This window comes from Arthrobacter sp. GmRoot5-12 (genome assembly GCF_059739365.1).
Genome location: NZ_AP046056.1, coordinates 312,187 through 328,609, shown reverse-complemented (window position 1 = coordinate 328,609; position 16,423 = coordinate 312,187). Strand labels below are relative to the sequence as shown.

The window sequence follows — 16,423 nt, the reverse complement described above, 5'->3', positions numbered from 1 at the left end:
TTTCGGCTGACTCCGAAAAATCAGCCAAATGCGATTGATCATACGGGATCAACCGCCTATGGTTGATGAATGTTCGTCATGACCATTGACCAACGCGGAAGCACCGGCGACCAGGACCGGGTTCCGTCCTTCCTTGCACAGGTTGCCCGCCTCGAACTCCCGGGGCCGGCGCACCCGGTGTTCGAACGTTCCGTCGGGGACGAGGTGCAGGGGGTGGTGCGGGAGGCTTCCGCCGTGGTGGAGATAGCACTGCACGCGCTCCGCGAAGGGCGCTGGTACGTGGGCATCGGCGTCGGCAGCGTTTCGCTGCCGCCGGATGCCAGTCCGCGGGAAGGGACCGGGACTGCTTTTGTTGCCGCCCGCAGGGCGGTTGAACACGCCAAAAGCGCCGGTTCCCAGGTGCCGTTGTCGGTGGTGCCCGGCATCATGGCGGGGGAGGCCGGCAGGGGCGTTCCTGCGGAGGAGGGGGTCCAGGCGTGTGCCAACGCGGAAGCAGTGCTCCGGTTGCTCGGCCGGCTTGTCCAGGACCGCACGGAAGCCCAGTGGCGGGTGGTGGATGCCCTGCGCCGCCTGGGTGCTGGTGGCCAGGGCCCGGGCCGGCATGGAAGCCAGAAGCAGGTGGCCCGTGAACTTGGAATCTCGGAGCAATCGGTGAGCCGAACCGTGCTTCGGTCCGGCTGGCAGGAAGAATGGGCAGCCAGGCCGGCAGCCTCCATGCTTCTTGGTTACGCCGACTCGCAGATTACCCAGGCACTCAACGACGGCCAGGCATAGGAGTGTCCAGCATCTGAAGGAGCCGGACGGCCGGATCGAAGACAACCCCAATGAAGGAGACAGGTGACCGCACTTTGGGTGGCAGTGGCGCTGGTGGTGGCTGGCTTTGCCGGCTGGCCGGTCACTGCGCTGGTGTTCAAGCTGGCCCGGACCATCGACGACAAAGCCGATGCTGCCAAGGCCGCGGAGGAAGCCCGCAGGACGGAACAGGACCCCTCTGCCGACGTCACCGTGGACGATCCTTCCCCCATCGCCAGCCGCGGGGAACCGGGCAGGGCCACATCCCCGGACCCGGACGCGGTCACTGCTCCGGACGCGGTCACGGCCCCTGATGGGCCGGTTGATGCTGCCGGCAGGCCGGCCGGCCAGGCAGTGGACGGTGAGCTGACCGCCCCTGCCACCGGGCCGGCGTCGGGCGGGCCGGCTGCCGGACCCGCGCCGCCCAGCCAACGCATCCTGCGCGGCGGCGCCATCATCGGCGTGCTGGAGCGGCTGGGGGTGTGCCTCGCCATCCTCACCGGCCAACCCGTGGCCATCGCCTACATTGTCGCCATCAAGGGCCTGGGCAGGTTCGCCGAACTGAAGGAGACGCCGGTGGCCGCCGAGCGCTTCATCATCGGGACCCTCACCTCCATGCTCTGGGCGGCCGGGACCGCGGCCGCGGTGAAGGTCCTCTTCCTGCAGTGAAACTCCCGCACCGGCAGTGAGACTCCCGCCTGGCAGTGAAACTCCTGCACTGGCAGTGAAACTCCTGCCATGGCAGTGAAACTCCTGCTCCGGCGGGCCTGCTCCGGTGCGGGGCACTTTGCTCCAGGGGGAACGGTACGGTACCAAGCCGGCCATGGCGATAGGGTAGCGGTATGACAGTTTTTGCCGTTGAGTACGTTTATGCCGCCAACTCCACCGACACCCGCAACGAAGTCCGGCCCGCACACCGGGAATGGACCGGCGGCCTGGCGCAGGACGGCGTCATCGTGGCCAGCGGACCCTACGGTGACGGCGCGGGCGCCCTGCTGATCTTCAAGGCAACCGATGAAGGCGCCCTCAACTCGATCCTCAAGCAGGATCCTTTCGCCGCGGCCGGAGTGGTCGCCGGAACCCGCATCACCGAATGGTCTCCGGTAACCGGCATGCTGGCCGGGATCGCCGCGTAGCCGCCTTTTCACCCTTTCAACTCAAGGAGTCCACGTGACCTCGGTCAGCCTGGGAATGCCGTCAGCACCACCGCCCGTCCTTGCCCCCCGCCGCAAGACGCGCCAGATCAAAGTCGGCTCGGTAGGCGTGGGATCTGATTTCCCCATCAGCGTGCAGTCGATGACCACCACGCCCACCACGGACATCAACGCCACGCTGCAGCAGATCGCCGAACTCACGGCGTCCGGCTGCGACATTGTCCGCGTCGCCTGCCCGTCCGCCGACGATGCCGAGGCGCTGCCCATCATCGCCCGGAAGTCCCAGATCCCGGTCATCGCGGACATCCACTTCCAGCCCAAGTACGTCTTTGCGGCCATCGAAGCAGGCTGCGCAGCCGTGCGCGTGAATCCTGGAAACATCCGCAAGTTCGATGACCAGGTCAAGGAGATTGCCGCCGCCGCCAAGGACCACGGCACCTCCATCCGCATCGGCGTCAATGCCGGGTCCCTGGAGCCGGGCATCCTCAAGAAGTACGGCAAGGCCACCCCCGAAGCGCTGGTTGAATCAGCCGTCTGGGAAGCCTCCCTTTTCGAGGAGCACGGCTTCCACGACTTCAAGATTTCCGTGAAGCACAACGACCCCGTGATCATGGTGGCAGCCTACGAAATGCTCGCCGAAAAGGGTGACTGGCCCCTGCACCTTGGCGTCACGGAGGCCGGGCCGGCGTTCCAGGGCACCATCAAGTCCGCCACGGCCTTCGGCGCGCTCCTTTCCCGGGGGATCGGTGACACCATCCGCGTGTCCCTCTCCGCGCCCCCGGTGGAGGAAATCAAGGTGGGCAACCAGATCCTCCAATCGCTGAACCTGCGGCCCCGCAAGCTGGAAATCGTGTCCTGTCCTTCCTGCGGCCGTGCCCAGGTTGACGTGTACACTCTGGCTGAACAGGTCACCGCCGGGCTCGAAGGGATGGAAATTCCCCTCCGCGTGGCGGTCATGGGCTGCGTCGTGAACGGCCCCGGCGAAGCGCGCGAGGCTGACCTTGGCGTGGCTTCGGGCAACGGCAAGGGCCAGATCTTCGTTAAGGGCGAGGTCATCAAGACTGTTCCCGAGAGCGCAATTGTTGAGACACTGATCGAAGAGGCTATGCGTATCGCGGAAGAGATGGGGGAGGCCGATGGCGAAGATGCTGTCAAGGGTAGCCCCGTGGTTAGCGTCTCGTAGGGAGACTCCAGACCCTGCGGGGCTTTCTGTCCGCACGCTTGATGGCCAGGACACTCCCGCGCTGAAACTGCTGGCCCAGCAGGACCCTGTGGCCAACGTGTTCATCCTGGCCCACCTGCGGGCCACGGGGACTGCGGCGCCCACCAGCGGGGGCGCCGGTGTGATCGGGGTTTTCGACGACGGCATCCTGACGGGTGCCTGCTGGGCCGGAGCCAACCTGGTTCCGGTCCAGCTTGATCCCGCCCTGGCGCCCCTTGTAGCGGACGCCGCAAACAGTTCCGGCCGCCGGTATGCGTCTGCCTTTGGGCCGGCCCCCGCAGTGCTGGCACTCAACGCCGAGCTCGCTGTGCTGGGCCACCGTGCACACGAGGTCAGGGCTGACCAGCCGCTGATGATCATCGACGGACCGCCCCTTGTCCAGCCCAACCGCGGCCTGGACCAAGGGAACCTCGCCGACTTCGACCGCATCCTTCCCGCCTGCGCCGCCATGTTCGAGGAAGAGGTGGGGTACTCGCCCTACCTCGGCGGCAGGGAATTCTACAGCCGCCGCGTGGAGGGCCTCATCAGGCAGGGACATTCCCTGGTCCACCTCAACAACGCCCGTGAGGTGGTGTTCAAAGCCGAGCTCGGGGCAGTCACCGACGACGTCACCCAGGTCCAGGGCGTCTGGATGAATCCGATCTTCCGCGGCCGGGGGCTGAGCGCGGGCTACATGTCGGCAGTGGTGGAAAAGGCCCGGCAGATCGCCCCCGTGACCAGCCTCTACGTGAACGGCTTCAACACCCGGGCGCGGTCCACCTACGAACGTGTGGGGTTCCGCCAGGTGGGGACGTTCGCTACAGTTCTTTTCTAGCCGGGCAGCGGTCCGCGTTCATTTGAATATTGGGGGAAAAATTGAAGACGTCCGTGCTGGGAACTTTCGGGGCATCGGCCCTTCTGGCCATAGCGGTTTCGGCATGTGGCGGTCCGGCCGCCCCGCAGTCAGCGGACTCTTCACCGGCCACGGTTGCAGCCCCTCAAACACCGACCGCGTCGCCAACCCCGACGCCGACGCCCACCCCGACACCAACGCCAACAGCCACGGGTTACACAAGTGACCAGTTGGCTGCCATCGTGGGGCAGGTCCGGGATGCTGCCGACCGCAGGCTTTCCGTCCTGCCGAAGGCCGACATCGCTGCGGCGATCGAGCAAACCAAGGCCATGATCTCCTCCGTCGACGTCCAGCCGGCGGAGTGCAAGGAACTCGCTGCGGCGGGCACGGTGCCGTCCGTGGAGGATGCAACCATGGCGATAGGCATGAGTACTGACACCGCCACCGGCGCGGTCACGGCCCTGTCGCTGGTGGCCGGCCTGGATAAAGGCGTCCTGGCCCAGGTTACGGACCCGTCCGAGCAGCTGGCGAAGTGCTCCTCCATGACCATGACGGTGTCAGGCATGGACGTTGCCGTCACCATTACTCCGGTAACGGGTGTCACCGGGCTGCCGGGCGCGGTCGCCTACCGCACGGACAGTGCGTTGCCTGATGGCCGCACGCAGTCCATGGTCAGGGCGCAGGTGGTCCACCGCGGCGTACTGATCGCCTCGGTGGCGTCCGGCGGCGAGACCGAGGCAGACGCGGTCCGTCGGGCAGGTGCGCTCCTGGACTCGGCTGCCGCCCTGGTCAAGTAGAACCCGGCTTCCGGGACACGTCCGTCGACCTCCTCAGGACAGGGGCCCGGTGAGGTACCGCTGGACAGCAGGCGCGACCAGCCGCACCACGTCCTCGGGGGCTGCGGACGCGAGCGGCTCCAGCCGGACCACGTAGCGCACCATCATCAGGCCCACCACCTGGGTGGCCACCAGGCTTCCGCGCAGCGCCACCTCTTCAGGCGTCCCGGGAACAGCTGCCATGATCCTGGTGATCACCCTGCGGGTCACCGTTTCCCGCAGGAGTGCCGTTTTGGCCTTGGACCCGATCGTCCCGCGAAGGAAGGCCAGCAGGCCGGCCTGCGCGGGGCTCTCCCACAGGCGGAGCACCGTGCGGACGATCAGTTCCGCCCGCTGGGCGGGGTCCGAGTCCGCCATGCCCGCCAGCACCTGTTCCGGCTCGGCCGGCAGCTCCACGCTGAGGGCAAAGAGTTCATCCTTGCCCTTGAAGTAGTGGTGGACCATTCCCGGATCCACCCCTGCGGCGCGGGCCACCTGCCGCAGGCTGGTTCCCTCGAAGCCGTGCTCGGCGAAGAGCTTCCGGGCGGCGTCGAGGATGTGCTCCCGGGACTCCGTGGCGCCGCCCCGCCGGCCCCTGCGGACCGGAAACGCATCAGGGCCCTCCGGACCGGTTGCAGGACGGGACAGCTTCACGGAGTCCGCCGCCGCAGCGTGAAGGCGGCGAGGACCAGGACACCAAAGGAGATGGCCGCCATGGTGCCCGCGTCCTGCCACAGCCGCCCGGTCGCGTCCGCGTGGGACGCCACCTCCTGGAGGGCATCCACGGAAAAAGTCAGGGGCAGCACATTGGAGATCGCTTCCAGCACATCATTCATCCGGTCCCGCGCCACGAACAGCCCACACAACAGGATCTGCGGCACCACCACCACCGGCATGAACTGGACCGCCTGGAACTCGGTCCTGGCGAACGCCGAACAGAACAGGCCAAGGGCCACCCCCAGGACGGCGTTGATCACAGCGATCAGCACCACGTAACCCGGGGCCCCCGCGATGTCGAGCCCGAAAATCCAGTACGCCACAGCCGTGGCCACCATGGACTGCAGGGCGGCCATCAGGGAAAAGGCCACACCGTAGCCGAACAGCAGGTCGGCCTTGTGGACGGGCGTCGTCAGCAGCCGCTCCAGGGTTCCGGAGGTGCGCTCCCGAAGCATGGTGATCGAGGTGACCAGGAACATCACCACGAACGGAAAAATGGCCAGCATCATCAGGCCAACGCGGTCGAACGTGCGTGGCGCGCCTGGCGGGACTGACTCATTTTCGTAGAGGAAGTACACCGCCGTGAGCAGGAGTGCCGGGACCACCAGGATCATGGCGATGCTGCGGTGGTCATGGCGGAGCTGGCTGAGCACCCTGCGTGCCGTCGCGAGCATCATCCGGACGTCCATCACCGCACGCTCCTGCCCTGTTGCATCCTTGCCCCTTCGCCGCTCCTGCCGGCATGGCGCTTCGGCGGGATCCCGGCGTCGTAATTTTCCTGCTCCCTGATGATGGCCAGGAAGGCCTGCTCCAGGTTGGCGCTGTGCCCCTGCCTGCCCAGCTCTTCCGGCGTGAGCTGGGCCAAAAGCCGCCCCTCGCGCAACAGCAGCAGCGTTTCGCAGCGGCTTGCCTCCTCCATGACGTGGCTGGATATGAGGAGTGTTGTTCCTGACTCCGCCATGGCCCGGAAACGGTCCCAAAGGTCCGCGCGCAGCACGGGATCCAGGCCCACCGTGGGCTCATCCAGTACCAGCAGCCGTGGCTTCGCCACCAGGGCGCAGGCCAGGGATACCCGGTTGACCTGGCCGCCGGACAGGTCGGCCGTCTTGCGGCGGGCCTGGGCACCAAGTCCGACGGCGTCAATCGCCTCAGCCACGTCGGCTTTGCCTTTCCGGTGCATGGCGCCGAAATAGCGCACGTTCGCTTCGACCGTGAGGTCGGGGTAGATGCTGGGTGACTGGGTAACGTAGCCCACCTGCCGCCGCAGGGACGGGCTTCCGGCGGGTAGCCCCAGCACCTCGAGGGTTCCGGCGGCAATGCGCTGGGCTCCCACGATGGTCCGCATCAGGGTGGTCTTGCCGCTCCCGGAGGGCCCCAGCAGGCCGGTGATCCGTCCCGCCGGGATGGTGAAGTCCACACTGTGGAGCACGGCTTGCCGCCGCAGTTTGACAGAGAGCGACGCGGCCACGACCGCACCGGCCGCGCCACCGTGGTCCAACGTAGTGGATGCTGCATGGGACATTGTTGCCTCCGGGCGCGTCCGCAGGTGGCGCCGCACAACGGCTAATTCATCACCTGATGAATTAAAGCTAGGCCTGGCCCTGACAGCCGTCAACAGGTTCATAAAGTAAAAACACTTGTCAAACGTGTGCGCGATCACATAGGTTCAACCTAGCTGCGCTGGAAGTGGGGTGGGCGGTCTCACCAGTCCTCACCAGTACTTAGGCGATAACGGCGTTGGGCCACGCCCGGATGCGATGACCAGCCTCATTGGGGGGCCAGGGGCTTTGTATTGCCGGGCGTGGCCCTACTGTGTCCGGGGTCAGCAGTCCGTGCCGCTTGTTGAGTGCCGGTAGATTAGTACCCAGACGAATTGTCCGGCCCTGCTGACCCAGCACTTCCCCAGAAACGGATACCACCCGTGGTCATACGACTGTCCCAGCTTTTCCTGCGCACGCTGCGCGAAGACCCCGTCGATGCCGAGGTTGCCAGCCACAAACTCCTGGTCCGCGCCGGCTACATCCGCCGCGCGGCCCCCGGTATCTACACCTGGCTTCCGCTGGGGCTGAGCGTGCTGCGCAAGGTCGAGGAAATCATCCGTGAGGAAATGGCTGCCATCGGCGCCCAGGAAGTCCATTTCCCGGCCCTGCTGCCCCGCGAGCCGTACGAGGCCACCAACCGCTGGACCGAATACGGTGAAGGCCTGTTCCGGCTCCAGGACCGCAAGGGTGCGGACTACCTGTTGGCCCCCACCCATGAGGAGATGTTCACGCTCCTGGTCAAGGACCTGTACTCGTCGTACAAGGACCTCCCGTTGAGCCTGTACCAGATCCAGAACAAGTACCGTGACGAGGCACGCCCGCGGGCAGGGCTCCTCCGCGGCCGTGAGTTCATCATGAAGGACTCCTACTCCTTCGACGTCGACGACGCCGGCCTGGACGCCAGCTACGCAGCCCACCGGGGCGCCTACTTGAAGATCTTCGAGCGCCTGGGCCTCGAGGTGGTTCCGGTGGCAGCCACCGCCGGTGCCATGGGCGGGTCCAAGAGCGAGGAATTCCTGTTCCCCACCGAGATCGGCGAGGATACCTTCGTCCGCTCGGCCGGCGGTTATGCAGCCAACGTCGAAGCCGTCACCACCGTGGTCCCCGACGATATCGACTTCAGCAACGCCCCGGCCGCAGAGGTCCTGGACACCCCGGACACCCCCACCATCGAGACGCTGGTCGCCGCGGCGAACCAGATTGCCCCGCGCGAAGAGGCCGACGGCGGCGCCTGGACTGCGGCGGACACGCTCAAGAACGTGGTCCTCGCCGTCACGCTGCCCACCGGTAAGCGGCAGCTGGTGGTCATCGGCGTCCCCGGCGACCGCGCCGTGGACCTCAAGCGCGTGGAGGCGAACATTGGCGCCTTCCTGCCGATCGCGGGCGAGATCGGACTCGAGCAGGCCGGCGAGGACGACCTCAAGAAGCAGCCGCTGATCGTCAAGGGCTACCTGGGCCCGGGGCTTTCGCTGGACCAGCCGCTCCTCGGATCCGACAGTGCCACCAAGCTGCTGTACCTGGTGGACCCGCGCGTGGTCAACGGAACAACGTGGATTACCGGCGCCAACGAGGCGGGCAAGCACGTCTTCGGCCTGGTGGCCGGACGCGACTTCGGCTGGGACGGCGTCATTGAGTGCACCGAAGTACGCGCGGGCGACCCCTCACCCGATGGCTCGGGCCCCCTGGAGACCGCCCGCGGCATTGAGATGGGCCACATCTTCCAGCTCGGCCGCAAGTACGCCGAAGCCCTGGACCTCAAGGTGCTGGACCAGAACGGCAAGCAGGTGGTGGTCACCATGGGCTCCTACGGCGTTGGCGTGACCCGCGCCGTTGCTGCGCTGGCCGAGGCCAACCACGATGACCGCGGACTCGTCTGGCCCCGCACCGTAGCCCCGGCCGACGTGCATGTGGTGGCAGTGGGTCGTGGCGAGGAGATCTTCCAGGCTGCCGAAAAGCTTTCGGCAGAGCTTGAGGACGCCGGCCTGTCCGTCATCTACGACGACCGCCCCAAGGTTTCGCCGGGCGTGAAGTTTGGCGACGCTGAGCTGGTTGGTGTGCCCACCATCCTGGCCGTGGGCCGCGGCCTGGTGGACGGCGTGGTGGAAATCAAGGACCGCCGCAGCGGGGAAGCCGAGAACATCGAGGTGGACAAGGCCGTGGACTACGTGGTTAACGCCGTTCGAAACCAGTGATTTCCGGCTTCGAATCGATCCAGCCCGCCACCATCATCCTGATCGTGGTGGCTGGATTCGCAGCCGGGTGGGTTGACGCGGTGGTGGGCGGCGGGGGGCTTATCCAGCTTCCCGCGCTGCTCCTGGTGCCCGGGATCGCACCCGTCCAGGCGCTGGCCACCAACAAGATGGGCTCCATCTTCGGAACCGCCACCAGCGCCGCCACCTACTACCGGCGAGTGGGCCCGGACCTCCGGACCGCCATCCCCATGGCAGTGATAGCCCTGGCGGGCAGTTTCGGCGGGGCGAGCCTTGCCGCCACCCTGCCGGCCGGGGTATTCAAGCCCATCATCGTGGTGGCGCTGGTCGCCGTCGCGCTGTTTACCGCCCTGAAACCCGGGGTCGGTGAGCTGACGGCGCTGCGGCACGACGGCCACAAGCATTACGTCGTTGCCTGCCTCATCGGGGCAGTGATCGGCTTTTACGACGGCCTCATTGGCCCGGGGACGGGATCCTTCCTGGTCATCGCCCTGGTGTCCGCCATGGGTTACGCGTTCCTCGAGGCCAGCGCCAAGGCCAAGATCGTGAACATGGCCACCAACGCCGGCGCACTGCTGTTCTTCCTGCCGCACGGATCCATCCTGTGGGGCATCGGCCTGCTGCTCGGCGGAGCCAACATGGCCGGCGGCTACCTTGGCGCCCGCACGGCAGTGCAGCAGGGGAGCAAGTTTGTCCGCATTGTCTTCCTGGTGGTTGTTGCGGCCCTGATCATCAAGCTCGGCTACGACGTCTGGCAGGAAAACTTCGCCTGACCGGTCCCTAAAAACTGCTCCTCGTGGCGTGGACCGGCCCGGCGTAGCATGCAGGTATGGCACACGGCGATGACGGGTACACCCCGGCACTGGCGGCGGCAGCGGGGCATGCGCAGGCCTGGCTGGACAGCCTTTCCCACCGCCCCGTGGGACCCAGCCTGCACGCCTCCGAGCTCGCCGCAGTGTTTGGCGGGCCCCTGCCGCCGGCGGGCATGCCCGCCGATGAGGTAGTCAATTTCCTGGCCAACGCAGCGGGGCCGGGGCTCATGGCCATGCCCTCGGGCCGGTTCTTCGGCTGGGTTATCGGCGGGACACTGCCCGCGGCCCTGGCGTCGGACTGGCTGGTCAGCGCCTGGGACCAGAACGCCGGGCTCCGCTATGCAACCCCGGCCACCGCGGCGATTGAGGAAGCCGCCGGACAGTGGGTCCTGGAGTTGCTGGGCCTGCCTTCGACTGCCGACGTCGGATTCGTCACGGGCGCCACCATGGCAAATTTCACCGGGATGGCGGCCGCCCGCTGGCGGTTGCTCGCCGATGCGGGCTGGGACCTGGACCGGGACGGACTCTTCGGCGCACCCCGGATCCGCTGCTTCGTGGGACGGGAACGGCACGACACCGTGGACCTTGGCCTGCGCTACCTGGGCCTGGGACAGCCAGCGCAGGTCCCCGCCGACGGGCAGGGCCGCCTGGTCCCCGCAGCACTGGACGCCGCCCTTGCCGCCGGCACCGGCCCCGCCCTGGTGTGCCTCCAGGCAGGCAACCTGCACTCCGGCGCCTTCGACCCCTTCACCGAGGCCATCGCCGTTGCCCGCAAACATGGCGCCTGGGTGCACGTTGATGGCGCCTTCGGGCTGTGGGCCGCGGCCGCGCCGGAACTGCGGCACCTCATGCGCGGCTGTGAGGAAGCGGACTCGTGGGGGACGGATGCCCACAAAACCCTGAATGTGCCGTACGACTGCGGCATTGCCATCGTCAGGGACCCGTCAGCCCTGCGGGCCGCCATGGGCCTGCACGCCAGCTATCTCGTCCACGATGCGGAAGGCCCGGGCGACCCGTTCGAGAAGGTCCCGGAACTGTCCCGGCGGGCCCGCGGAGTGCCGGTATGGGCGGCCCTGAAAAGCCTGGGCCGGGACGGCGTGGCAGCCCAGGTGGGCGGACTGGCCTCTGCTGCCACCGCAATCGCCCAAGGCATGGCGGCTTTGGACGGCGTGGAGGTGCTCAACGACGTCGGCTACACCCAGGTGTGCCTGGCTTTTGGCGACGACGACACCACCCGCGCAGTCACAGCCCGCATCATCGAGGAGGGAAGGGTGTGGATGTCCGGCTCACGGTGGCGGGACCGCGACATCCTTCGGGTTTCGGTGAGCAACTGGCATACCTCGGACGACGAGGTGGCCATAGCCGTGGATGCTGTCCGCTCAGCCCTGGCTGCTGTTCGGAACTCCTGACGGTTTTTCGATCGTTCTTCACCGGACGGTGCGGCCCTCTCGGGGTGCGGAGCGCCCTTAGCCGCCCTGGCCGGGTTCCGGCAGCGCATGGGGATGCGGGAGGCCTTCCAAGGTGTTTCCGGCAAGGGTGCTGGCAACCCAGAGGGACCGGGCCAGCTCGCCAGGATGGCGGTGCGACGCGTACCAAAGGGCATTGTCCACCTCCCTGGCGATACCCCATTGCCGGGCTACATCGGGGTCAAGTCCGGCGGCCGTGCTGAAGTCGTTGCAGCGGCTGAGCAGCGCCGGCCCGGCCTGGACTGCCGGCAGGTCTCCAAGGCGGTTCCACAGCAGCGGCGCCACCGCGAACTCCGGCTCGCCGATCATCGGCTGGGGGTCGATCGCCGCGTAACCTGCCGGTGCCGGCGGCCCGTCCGTGCCCGGGCGCGCCAGGATGTTCAGGAAATGGAGGTCAGTGTGGACCAGCAGATCGTGCGCGGACCGGCGTCCCACCGCGCCGCGCGTCTGGCACACCTCCAGGGCTGCCTCCAACAGCCACCTGGGAAACGGCCGGCCCAGCTGCTCCCAGTCCGCTGGAAGGTCGTCACTCCACTGTTCCGCCCTGGCCGCGATGTGACCGAATTCCCGCCACTCAGGGCGGTGGTCAGGGACAATCCCCAGCTGCCGCACCAGCCCGCCCCACACCTGCGCGGCGTCCTCCATCGCCAGGTCCGCCAGCGTCCTGCCGGCGTCGAGGCGTTCCAGGAGCACGGCGCAAGAACCTGCATCAGAGGCCAGCAGCGCAACTGCGCCCCGGCCGTCCCAAAGCGCAAGGGCATGCCGCTCCACCGTTGCCTCGTCGTGGGGAAAAGCGATCTTGAGCGCTGCCGGGGAGCCATCGTGCCGGCGCACCGGCACCACCAAGCCGCCGTGGCCGTTCCACGGCAGGGTTGCAGGCGGCAGGTCAACCGCCAGTTGCCACTGCTCCAAGCGGTCCCGCAGCAGGACCGGAAGGCTGTCAAGCCATGCCCTTCCCTCGCTGCTGCGGGCGTAGCGGGCCGAAAGGCCGGGCGGAATGGGGACCGCCGCCGCGGAGCCGCTCACCACAGGGTTGGTCATCCCGTTGTCAGGAACCATGGGATCGGGAATCACGGCGTCAGGAATCACAGCGTCAGGCACCGCGGGGTCAGACAACACCGGAGGCCCCAAGCAGGTTGCCGATCAGGAATGTTGCAGCGAGCGCCAAGGCACCGCCCACCACCACGCGGACGGCGGCGCGTGTTTTTGAACCGCCGCCGATCCAGGCGCCAACTGCCCCCGTCAAGGCCAAAGCCAGCAGGACCGAAATAAAAGTCAGCAGGACCCGGATCTCCGGCGGTGGAAGCAGGATGGCCAGCATGGGCAGGATGGCCCCGACGGTGAACGCGATGGCGGAAGCGAAAGCCGCATGCCAGGGGCTGACGATGTCCGCCTCATCAATGTTGAGCTCGGCGGACAGGTGCGCGGCCAGCACATCGTGGGCGGTAAGCTCCCGGGCAACCTTGGCCGCTGTTTCAGGCGTGAGACCCTTGGCCTGGTAGATGGCGGTCAGCTCGGCCAGTTCCGCTTCCGGTTCTTCCGCCAGCTCGCGGCGTTCCTTCTCGATCAGGGCCCGCTGGCTGTCGCTTTGGCTGCTGACCGACACATATTCGCCCAAGGCCATCGACACTGCACCGCCCACCACTCCGGCGACGCCTGCCGTGAGGATGGGTCCTATCTCGGCGGTGGCCCCGGCCACGCCCACCACAATGGCAGCGACGGAGACAATGCCGTCATTGGCGCCCAGGACGCCGGCCCTGAGCCAGTTCAGCCGGTGCGCAATATCGTTGCCGTGTGGTTCGGTCTCGAGGTGGCTGTTGAGCCCGGGGCTCGCTGCCGTCCCTCCCGGGTCGTCGGCCGGTTGGTCCGCGTTCATCCCATCAGCAAACCACCCATGCCCGCCCATCGCCACCCTGTAGGCGGCTTTCTTCGGGCACGCGACAGAACGAAGCGGGCACGCTGAGACCGCAAGGGTTCAGGATGCGGTTGGCGACGTCGTGGGGCCGGCGTTGGCAGGAAGCCTGGCACCGGCAGGGAGGGCGGGCAGTTGCTCGGCGTCCAGGGCCAGGCCGGGAACAGGTCCGGGGTCTGCGCCCCACCGCATGGCCCGTGCGGCGGCAGACTGCAGCGCCGACATTGCCCACTGCCGGTCCTGGCCCTGGGATACCGCCACGACGTCGCCGTAGGCCGCCAGCGTGGCCGCCTCAAGCTTGCCCAAACCGGCGGCCGGTGCTGCCAGGAAGCCAGGATCAAGGACGTACCCGGGCTGTTGCGGCACGGGCGCGCCGCAGGCAGACAGCAGGCGTTCCTCCGCGGCCGCGGCCTGTTCCTTATGTTGGACCAGGAATTCCGACGCCGGTCCCTCCTCCGCGGGCGCCAGCCGGGGGAGTGCCGCCTGGTAGCCGTAGGTGGCCTGGTGCTCCGCGGTGATGGCAGCGGCCAGTGCCTGGCGTATCCCCGCAGCAGTGCCGGGCCCGGTGGTCTCCGGGACGGTGGCCGGCGCCGAAGGCGAGGTGCAGGGCGCTGGGGTTCTCGCTGCCCCGGAAGTCTGTCCCTCAGTTACTCCCGTACCCTCTGTTCCTGACTGTCCCTGCGTTCCTGCGTGTCCCTGCGGCGCGGGCATCCCCGTTGCGGCAGCAAGACGCCCGGCCGCGAGGAGCTGTGCCGTGCCGGTGCCCGCCAGAAGCCGCGCCATGCCGCCGTCGGCCGTTTCCGCGTCCTTGACGCGCGAGGCGCCGCTGTCAGCCAGGGCCTGGACAAGTTCGGCGGCAGTTGGGAGGCCGGCACTGGGAAGATTTGCGCTGGGATGATCGGCACTGGGGAGGCCGGAAGTGGAAGGTGGCGGGGGCGACGCCGGCGCGGACTCCGGGGCAGGGCCCAGCAGTGCCCTTGCCTGGATGGTCAGCAAGGTCACAACCGGCTCCAGCACGGTGGCATCCGCGGCACCGGCGGAGGCGAGCTGCATTCCCGCAGTACGCAGGTCCACTGCCTTGCTGAACGCCGCCGCCCGGGCCCGCTCCGAGAAGGAAGGCTGGGCAGGTGCGGGCTTTTCCGCGGGAACCAGGGCAAAACCAAGGCTCAGGACAACCAGCGCGGCAAGGGCGAAGACGGCAAAACGGAGCGGGCGCATGCGGGGGCTGGGGTCCTGGGGGCGGTCTTTCACAACAGACCATGGTGTCACGCTGAAGGGGAACCCGGGTGCACCAATGGCCGGTAAAATAGCTACGCTAGTAAAACCACATCATCTATAGGGAGGCGGCCGGCATCGTGAGCAATGCAGAAGCCACGGCTTCACCAGACCACACCGGTACGGGAAGCGGATCCGCGCCGGCCCACAACCCCGAAGCTGCCCGGCTCCGGGCCCTCCTGGAACCCGCAGTACAGGCCAACCGCCTGTACCTGGAGGATGTGGCCATCATCCCCGGCTCGCACCGGGTGGTCCACGTCGTGGTGGACCTGCCGCAGGAGGAAAGCGGTGGCGTCAGCCTTGACGTCATTGCGGACATCTCCAAAGTGCTCTCGGATGTACTGGACAACGATCCCAACGACGACGGCCGTCCGTACGACCTCGAAGTGTCCTCGCCCGGCGTGGGGCGCCCCCTGACGGAACCCCGCCACTGGCACCGGGCCCGTGGCCGGATGGTCAAGGTGAACGTGATCCAGGGCGACAACATCACCGGCCGCATCCAGTCCGTGGACGATGGGGGAGTCACCCTGGTCCCCGAGGTCGCCGTCAAGAAGGGCATGAAGCCCCGGCAGGGCGAACCCGTAAAACTTCCTTTCGACAGGATCCGCAACGGAAAAGTCGAGATCGAATTCAGCCACCTCCCCGAGGACGGTCTGGAACCTGAACACAATGGACCTTCTGAGGAGGCCTGATGGATATTGACATGAGCGCACTGAGACTTTTGGAGCGTGAGCGTGAAATCCCGCTGGACCTCCTGATCCCCACCATCGAGCAGGCGCTCCTGGTGGCCTACCACAAGTCTCCCGGCGCCTTCGAGAAAGCGCGCGCCGAGCTGGACCGCAAGAGCGGCCACGTCACAATTTGGGCCGTGGAGATTGACGACGACGGCGCCCCCATCGGTGAATTCGAGCACACCCCGGAAGGGTTCGGCCGGATCGCCGCCAGCACTGCGCGCCAGATCATCCTGCAGCGCCTCCGCGATGTCGAGGACGATAACGTCCTGGGCGAATTCAAGGGCCGCGAAGGCGAACTGGTGTCCGGTACCATCCAGCAGGGCAACAACCCGCACATGATCCAGGTAAACCTCGGCTCCATCGAAGCCCTGCTGCCGCCGCCCGAGCAGGTTCCCGGTGAGAAGTACATCCACGGCAACCGCCTCCGCGCGTTGGTCATCGACGTGCACCGCGGGACCAAGGGTCCGTCCGTCACGCTGTCCCGGTCCCACCCGGGCCTGGTCCGCAAGCTCTTCGAACTCGAAGTACCCGAGATCGCCGACCACTCCGTGGAAATCGTTGCCCTGGCCCGCGAAGCCGGCCACCGCACCAAGATCGCCGTCAAGGCGAACACCCCGGGGATCAACGCCAAGGGTGCCTGCATCGGCGAGATGGGCTCACGCGTCCGCGCGGTCATGACCGAGTTGAACGATGAAAAGATCGACATCGTTGACTTCAGCGAGAACCCGGCCACCTTCATCGCCAGCGCACTCTCGCCGTCGCGCGTGAATTCCGTCACCATCACGGACGAAGCCACGCGCTCCGCCCGGGTTGTCGTTCCCGACTACCAGCTGTCGCTGGCCATCGGCAAGGAAGGCCAGAACGCCCGGCTGGCGGCGAAGCTGACCGGCTGGCGCATCGACATCGTCTCCGACGCCGCGGTTTCCCGCGACAAGTAACGT

Annotated in this window: 17 protein-coding genes; 11 read left to right on the top strand and 6 right to left on the bottom strand. The window is 67.3% G+C overall.

Translation table 11 applies throughout. From position 1 onward, the window contains the following. Window positions 1–69 precede the first annotated feature (69 nt). The 6 genes from AC6JAM_RS01505 (at window position 70) to AC6JAM_RS01480 (ending at window position 4,797) form a co-directional block, all read left to right on the top strand. Complete coding sequence (locus tag AC6JAM_RS01505; RefSeq protein WP_134164469.1) at window positions 70–774, top strand: MarR family transcriptional regulator; 705 nt, start codon at window positions 70–72, stop codon at window positions 772–774. Window positions 775–837: 63 nt separating this feature from the next. Then, window positions 838–1,461, top strand: a complete 624-nt coding sequence (locus AC6JAM_RS01500) for a hypothetical protein (protein ID WP_018771943.1) — start codon at window positions 838–840, stop codon at window positions 1,459–1,461. Between the two features lie 173 nt (window positions 1,462–1,634). Beyond that, complete coding sequence (locus AC6JAM_RS01495; protein ID WP_018771944.1) at window positions 1,635–1,928, top strand: YciI family protein; 294 nt, start codon at window positions 1,635–1,637, stop codon at window positions 1,926–1,928. Between the two features lie 34 nt (window positions 1,929–1,962). Then, window positions 1,963–3,129 carry a flavodoxin-dependent (E)-4-hydroxy-3-methylbut-2-enyl-diphosphate synthase gene (gene ispG, locus AC6JAM_RS01490; protein ID WP_018771945.1) on the top strand — a complete coding sequence of 389 codons (1,167 nt, stop codon included), beginning with the start codon at window positions 1,963–1,965 and terminating at the stop codon, window positions 3,127–3,129. Further along, window positions 3,092–3,982, top strand: coding sequence for a GNAT family N-acetyltransferase (locus AC6JAM_RS01485; protein ID WP_056389905.1), 891 nt, complete (start codon window positions 3,092–3,094; stop codon window positions 3,980–3,982). The genes ispG and AC6JAM_RS01485 overlap by 38 nt, the downstream gene beginning before the upstream one ends. Before the next feature lie 248 nt (window positions 3,983–4,230). Then, window positions 4,231–4,797: a hypothetical protein gene (locus tag AC6JAM_RS01480; protein WP_082581695.1), complete on the top strand. Its 567-nt coding sequence runs from the start codon at window positions 4,231–4,233 to the stop codon at window positions 4,795–4,797. A 33-nt stretch (window positions 4,798–4,830) separates the two neighbouring features. On the opposite strand, the gene AC6JAM_RS01475 is transcribed toward AC6JAM_RS01480, so the two are convergent. The 3 genes from AC6JAM_RS01475 to AC6JAM_RS01465 form a co-directional block, all read right to left on the bottom strand. Beyond that, the gene (locus AC6JAM_RS01475) at window positions 4,831–5,373 is read right to left on the bottom strand and encodes a TetR/AcrR family transcriptional regulator (RefSeq protein WP_497935867.1); all 543 of its coding nucleotides are present in this window, start codon (window positions 5,371–5,373) and stop codon (window positions 4,831–4,833) included. 92 nt (window positions 5,374–5,465) lie between these two features. Next, the gene (locus tag AC6JAM_RS01470; protein WP_497935865.1) at window positions 5,466–6,221 is read right to left on the bottom strand and encodes an ABC transporter permease; all 756 of its coding nucleotides are present in this window, start codon (window positions 6,219–6,221) and stop codon (window positions 5,466–5,468) included. Next, window positions 6,221–7,054, bottom strand: coding sequence for an ABC transporter ATP-binding protein (locus AC6JAM_RS01465; protein ID WP_497933843.1), 834 nt, complete (start codon window positions 7,052–7,054; stop codon window positions 6,221–6,223). The genes AC6JAM_RS01470 and AC6JAM_RS01465 overlap by 1 nt, the downstream gene beginning before the upstream one ends. A gap of 399 nt (window positions 7,055–7,453) precedes the next feature. Here AC6JAM_RS01465 and AC6JAM_RS01460 point away from each other — a divergent pair, with 399 nt between their 5' ends. The 3 genes from AC6JAM_RS01460 to AC6JAM_RS01450 are packed head-to-tail and all read left to right on the top strand — an operon-like array spanning window position 7,454 to window position 11,504. Then, complete coding sequence (locus AC6JAM_RS01460) at window positions 7,454–9,265, top strand: proline--tRNA ligase (RefSeq protein ID WP_497933841.1); 1,812 nt, start codon at window positions 7,454–7,456, stop codon at window positions 9,263–9,265. Then, window positions 9,262–10,056 (top strand): sulfite exporter TauE/SafE family protein, encoded by a 795-nt coding sequence (locus tag AC6JAM_RS01455; RefSeq protein ID WP_056389888.1) that lies wholly within the window; start codon window positions 9,262–9,264, stop codon window positions 10,054–10,056. The genes AC6JAM_RS01460 and AC6JAM_RS01455 overlap by 4 nt, the downstream gene beginning before the upstream one ends. Window positions 10,057–10,112: 56 nt before the next feature. Beyond that, window positions 10,113–11,504, top strand: coding sequence for a pyridoxal phosphate-dependent decarboxylase family protein (locus AC6JAM_RS01450; RefSeq protein WP_497933839.1), 1,392 nt, complete (start codon window positions 10,113–10,115; stop codon window positions 11,502–11,504). A 57-nt stretch (window positions 11,505–11,561) separates the two neighbouring features. Here the strand turns inward: AC6JAM_RS01450 and AC6JAM_RS01445 are convergent, their stop codons facing one another. The 3 genes from AC6JAM_RS01445 to AC6JAM_RS01435 form a co-directional block, all read right to left on the bottom strand. Then, window positions 11,562–12,602: an aminoglycoside phosphotransferase family protein gene (locus tag AC6JAM_RS01445; protein ID WP_497935864.1), complete on the bottom strand. Its 1,041-nt coding sequence runs from the start codon at window positions 12,600–12,602 to the stop codon at window positions 11,562–11,564. Between the two features lie 67 nt (window positions 12,603–12,669). After that, window positions 12,670–13,437: a VIT1/CCC1 transporter family protein gene (locus tag AC6JAM_RS01440; RefSeq protein ID WP_018771956.1), complete on the bottom strand. Its 768-nt coding sequence runs from the start codon at window positions 13,435–13,437 to the stop codon at window positions 12,670–12,672. A gap of 99 nt (window positions 13,438–13,536) precedes the next feature. Next, complete coding sequence (locus AC6JAM_RS01435; protein ID WP_497933837.1) at window positions 13,537–14,724, bottom strand: DUF4439 domain-containing protein; 1,188 nt, start codon at window positions 14,722–14,724, stop codon at window positions 13,537–13,539. A 104-nt stretch (window positions 14,725–14,828) separates the two neighbouring features. On the opposite strand from AC6JAM_RS01435, the gene rimP reads away from it, so the two are divergent. Then, window positions 14,829–15,440 (top strand): ribosome maturation factor RimP, encoded by a 612-nt coding sequence (rimP, locus tag AC6JAM_RS01430; protein WP_056389881.1) that lies wholly within the window; start codon window positions 14,829–14,831, stop codon window positions 15,438–15,440. Continuing rightward, the gene (nusA, locus tag AC6JAM_RS01425) at window positions 15,440–16,420 is read left to right on the top strand and encodes a transcription termination factor NusA (RefSeq protein ID WP_018771959.1); all 981 of its coding nucleotides are present in this window, start codon (window positions 15,440–15,442) and stop codon (window positions 16,418–16,420) included. Before rimP ends, nusA begins: the two co-directional genes overlap by 1 nt. Window positions 16,421–16,423 lie beyond the last annotated feature (3 nt).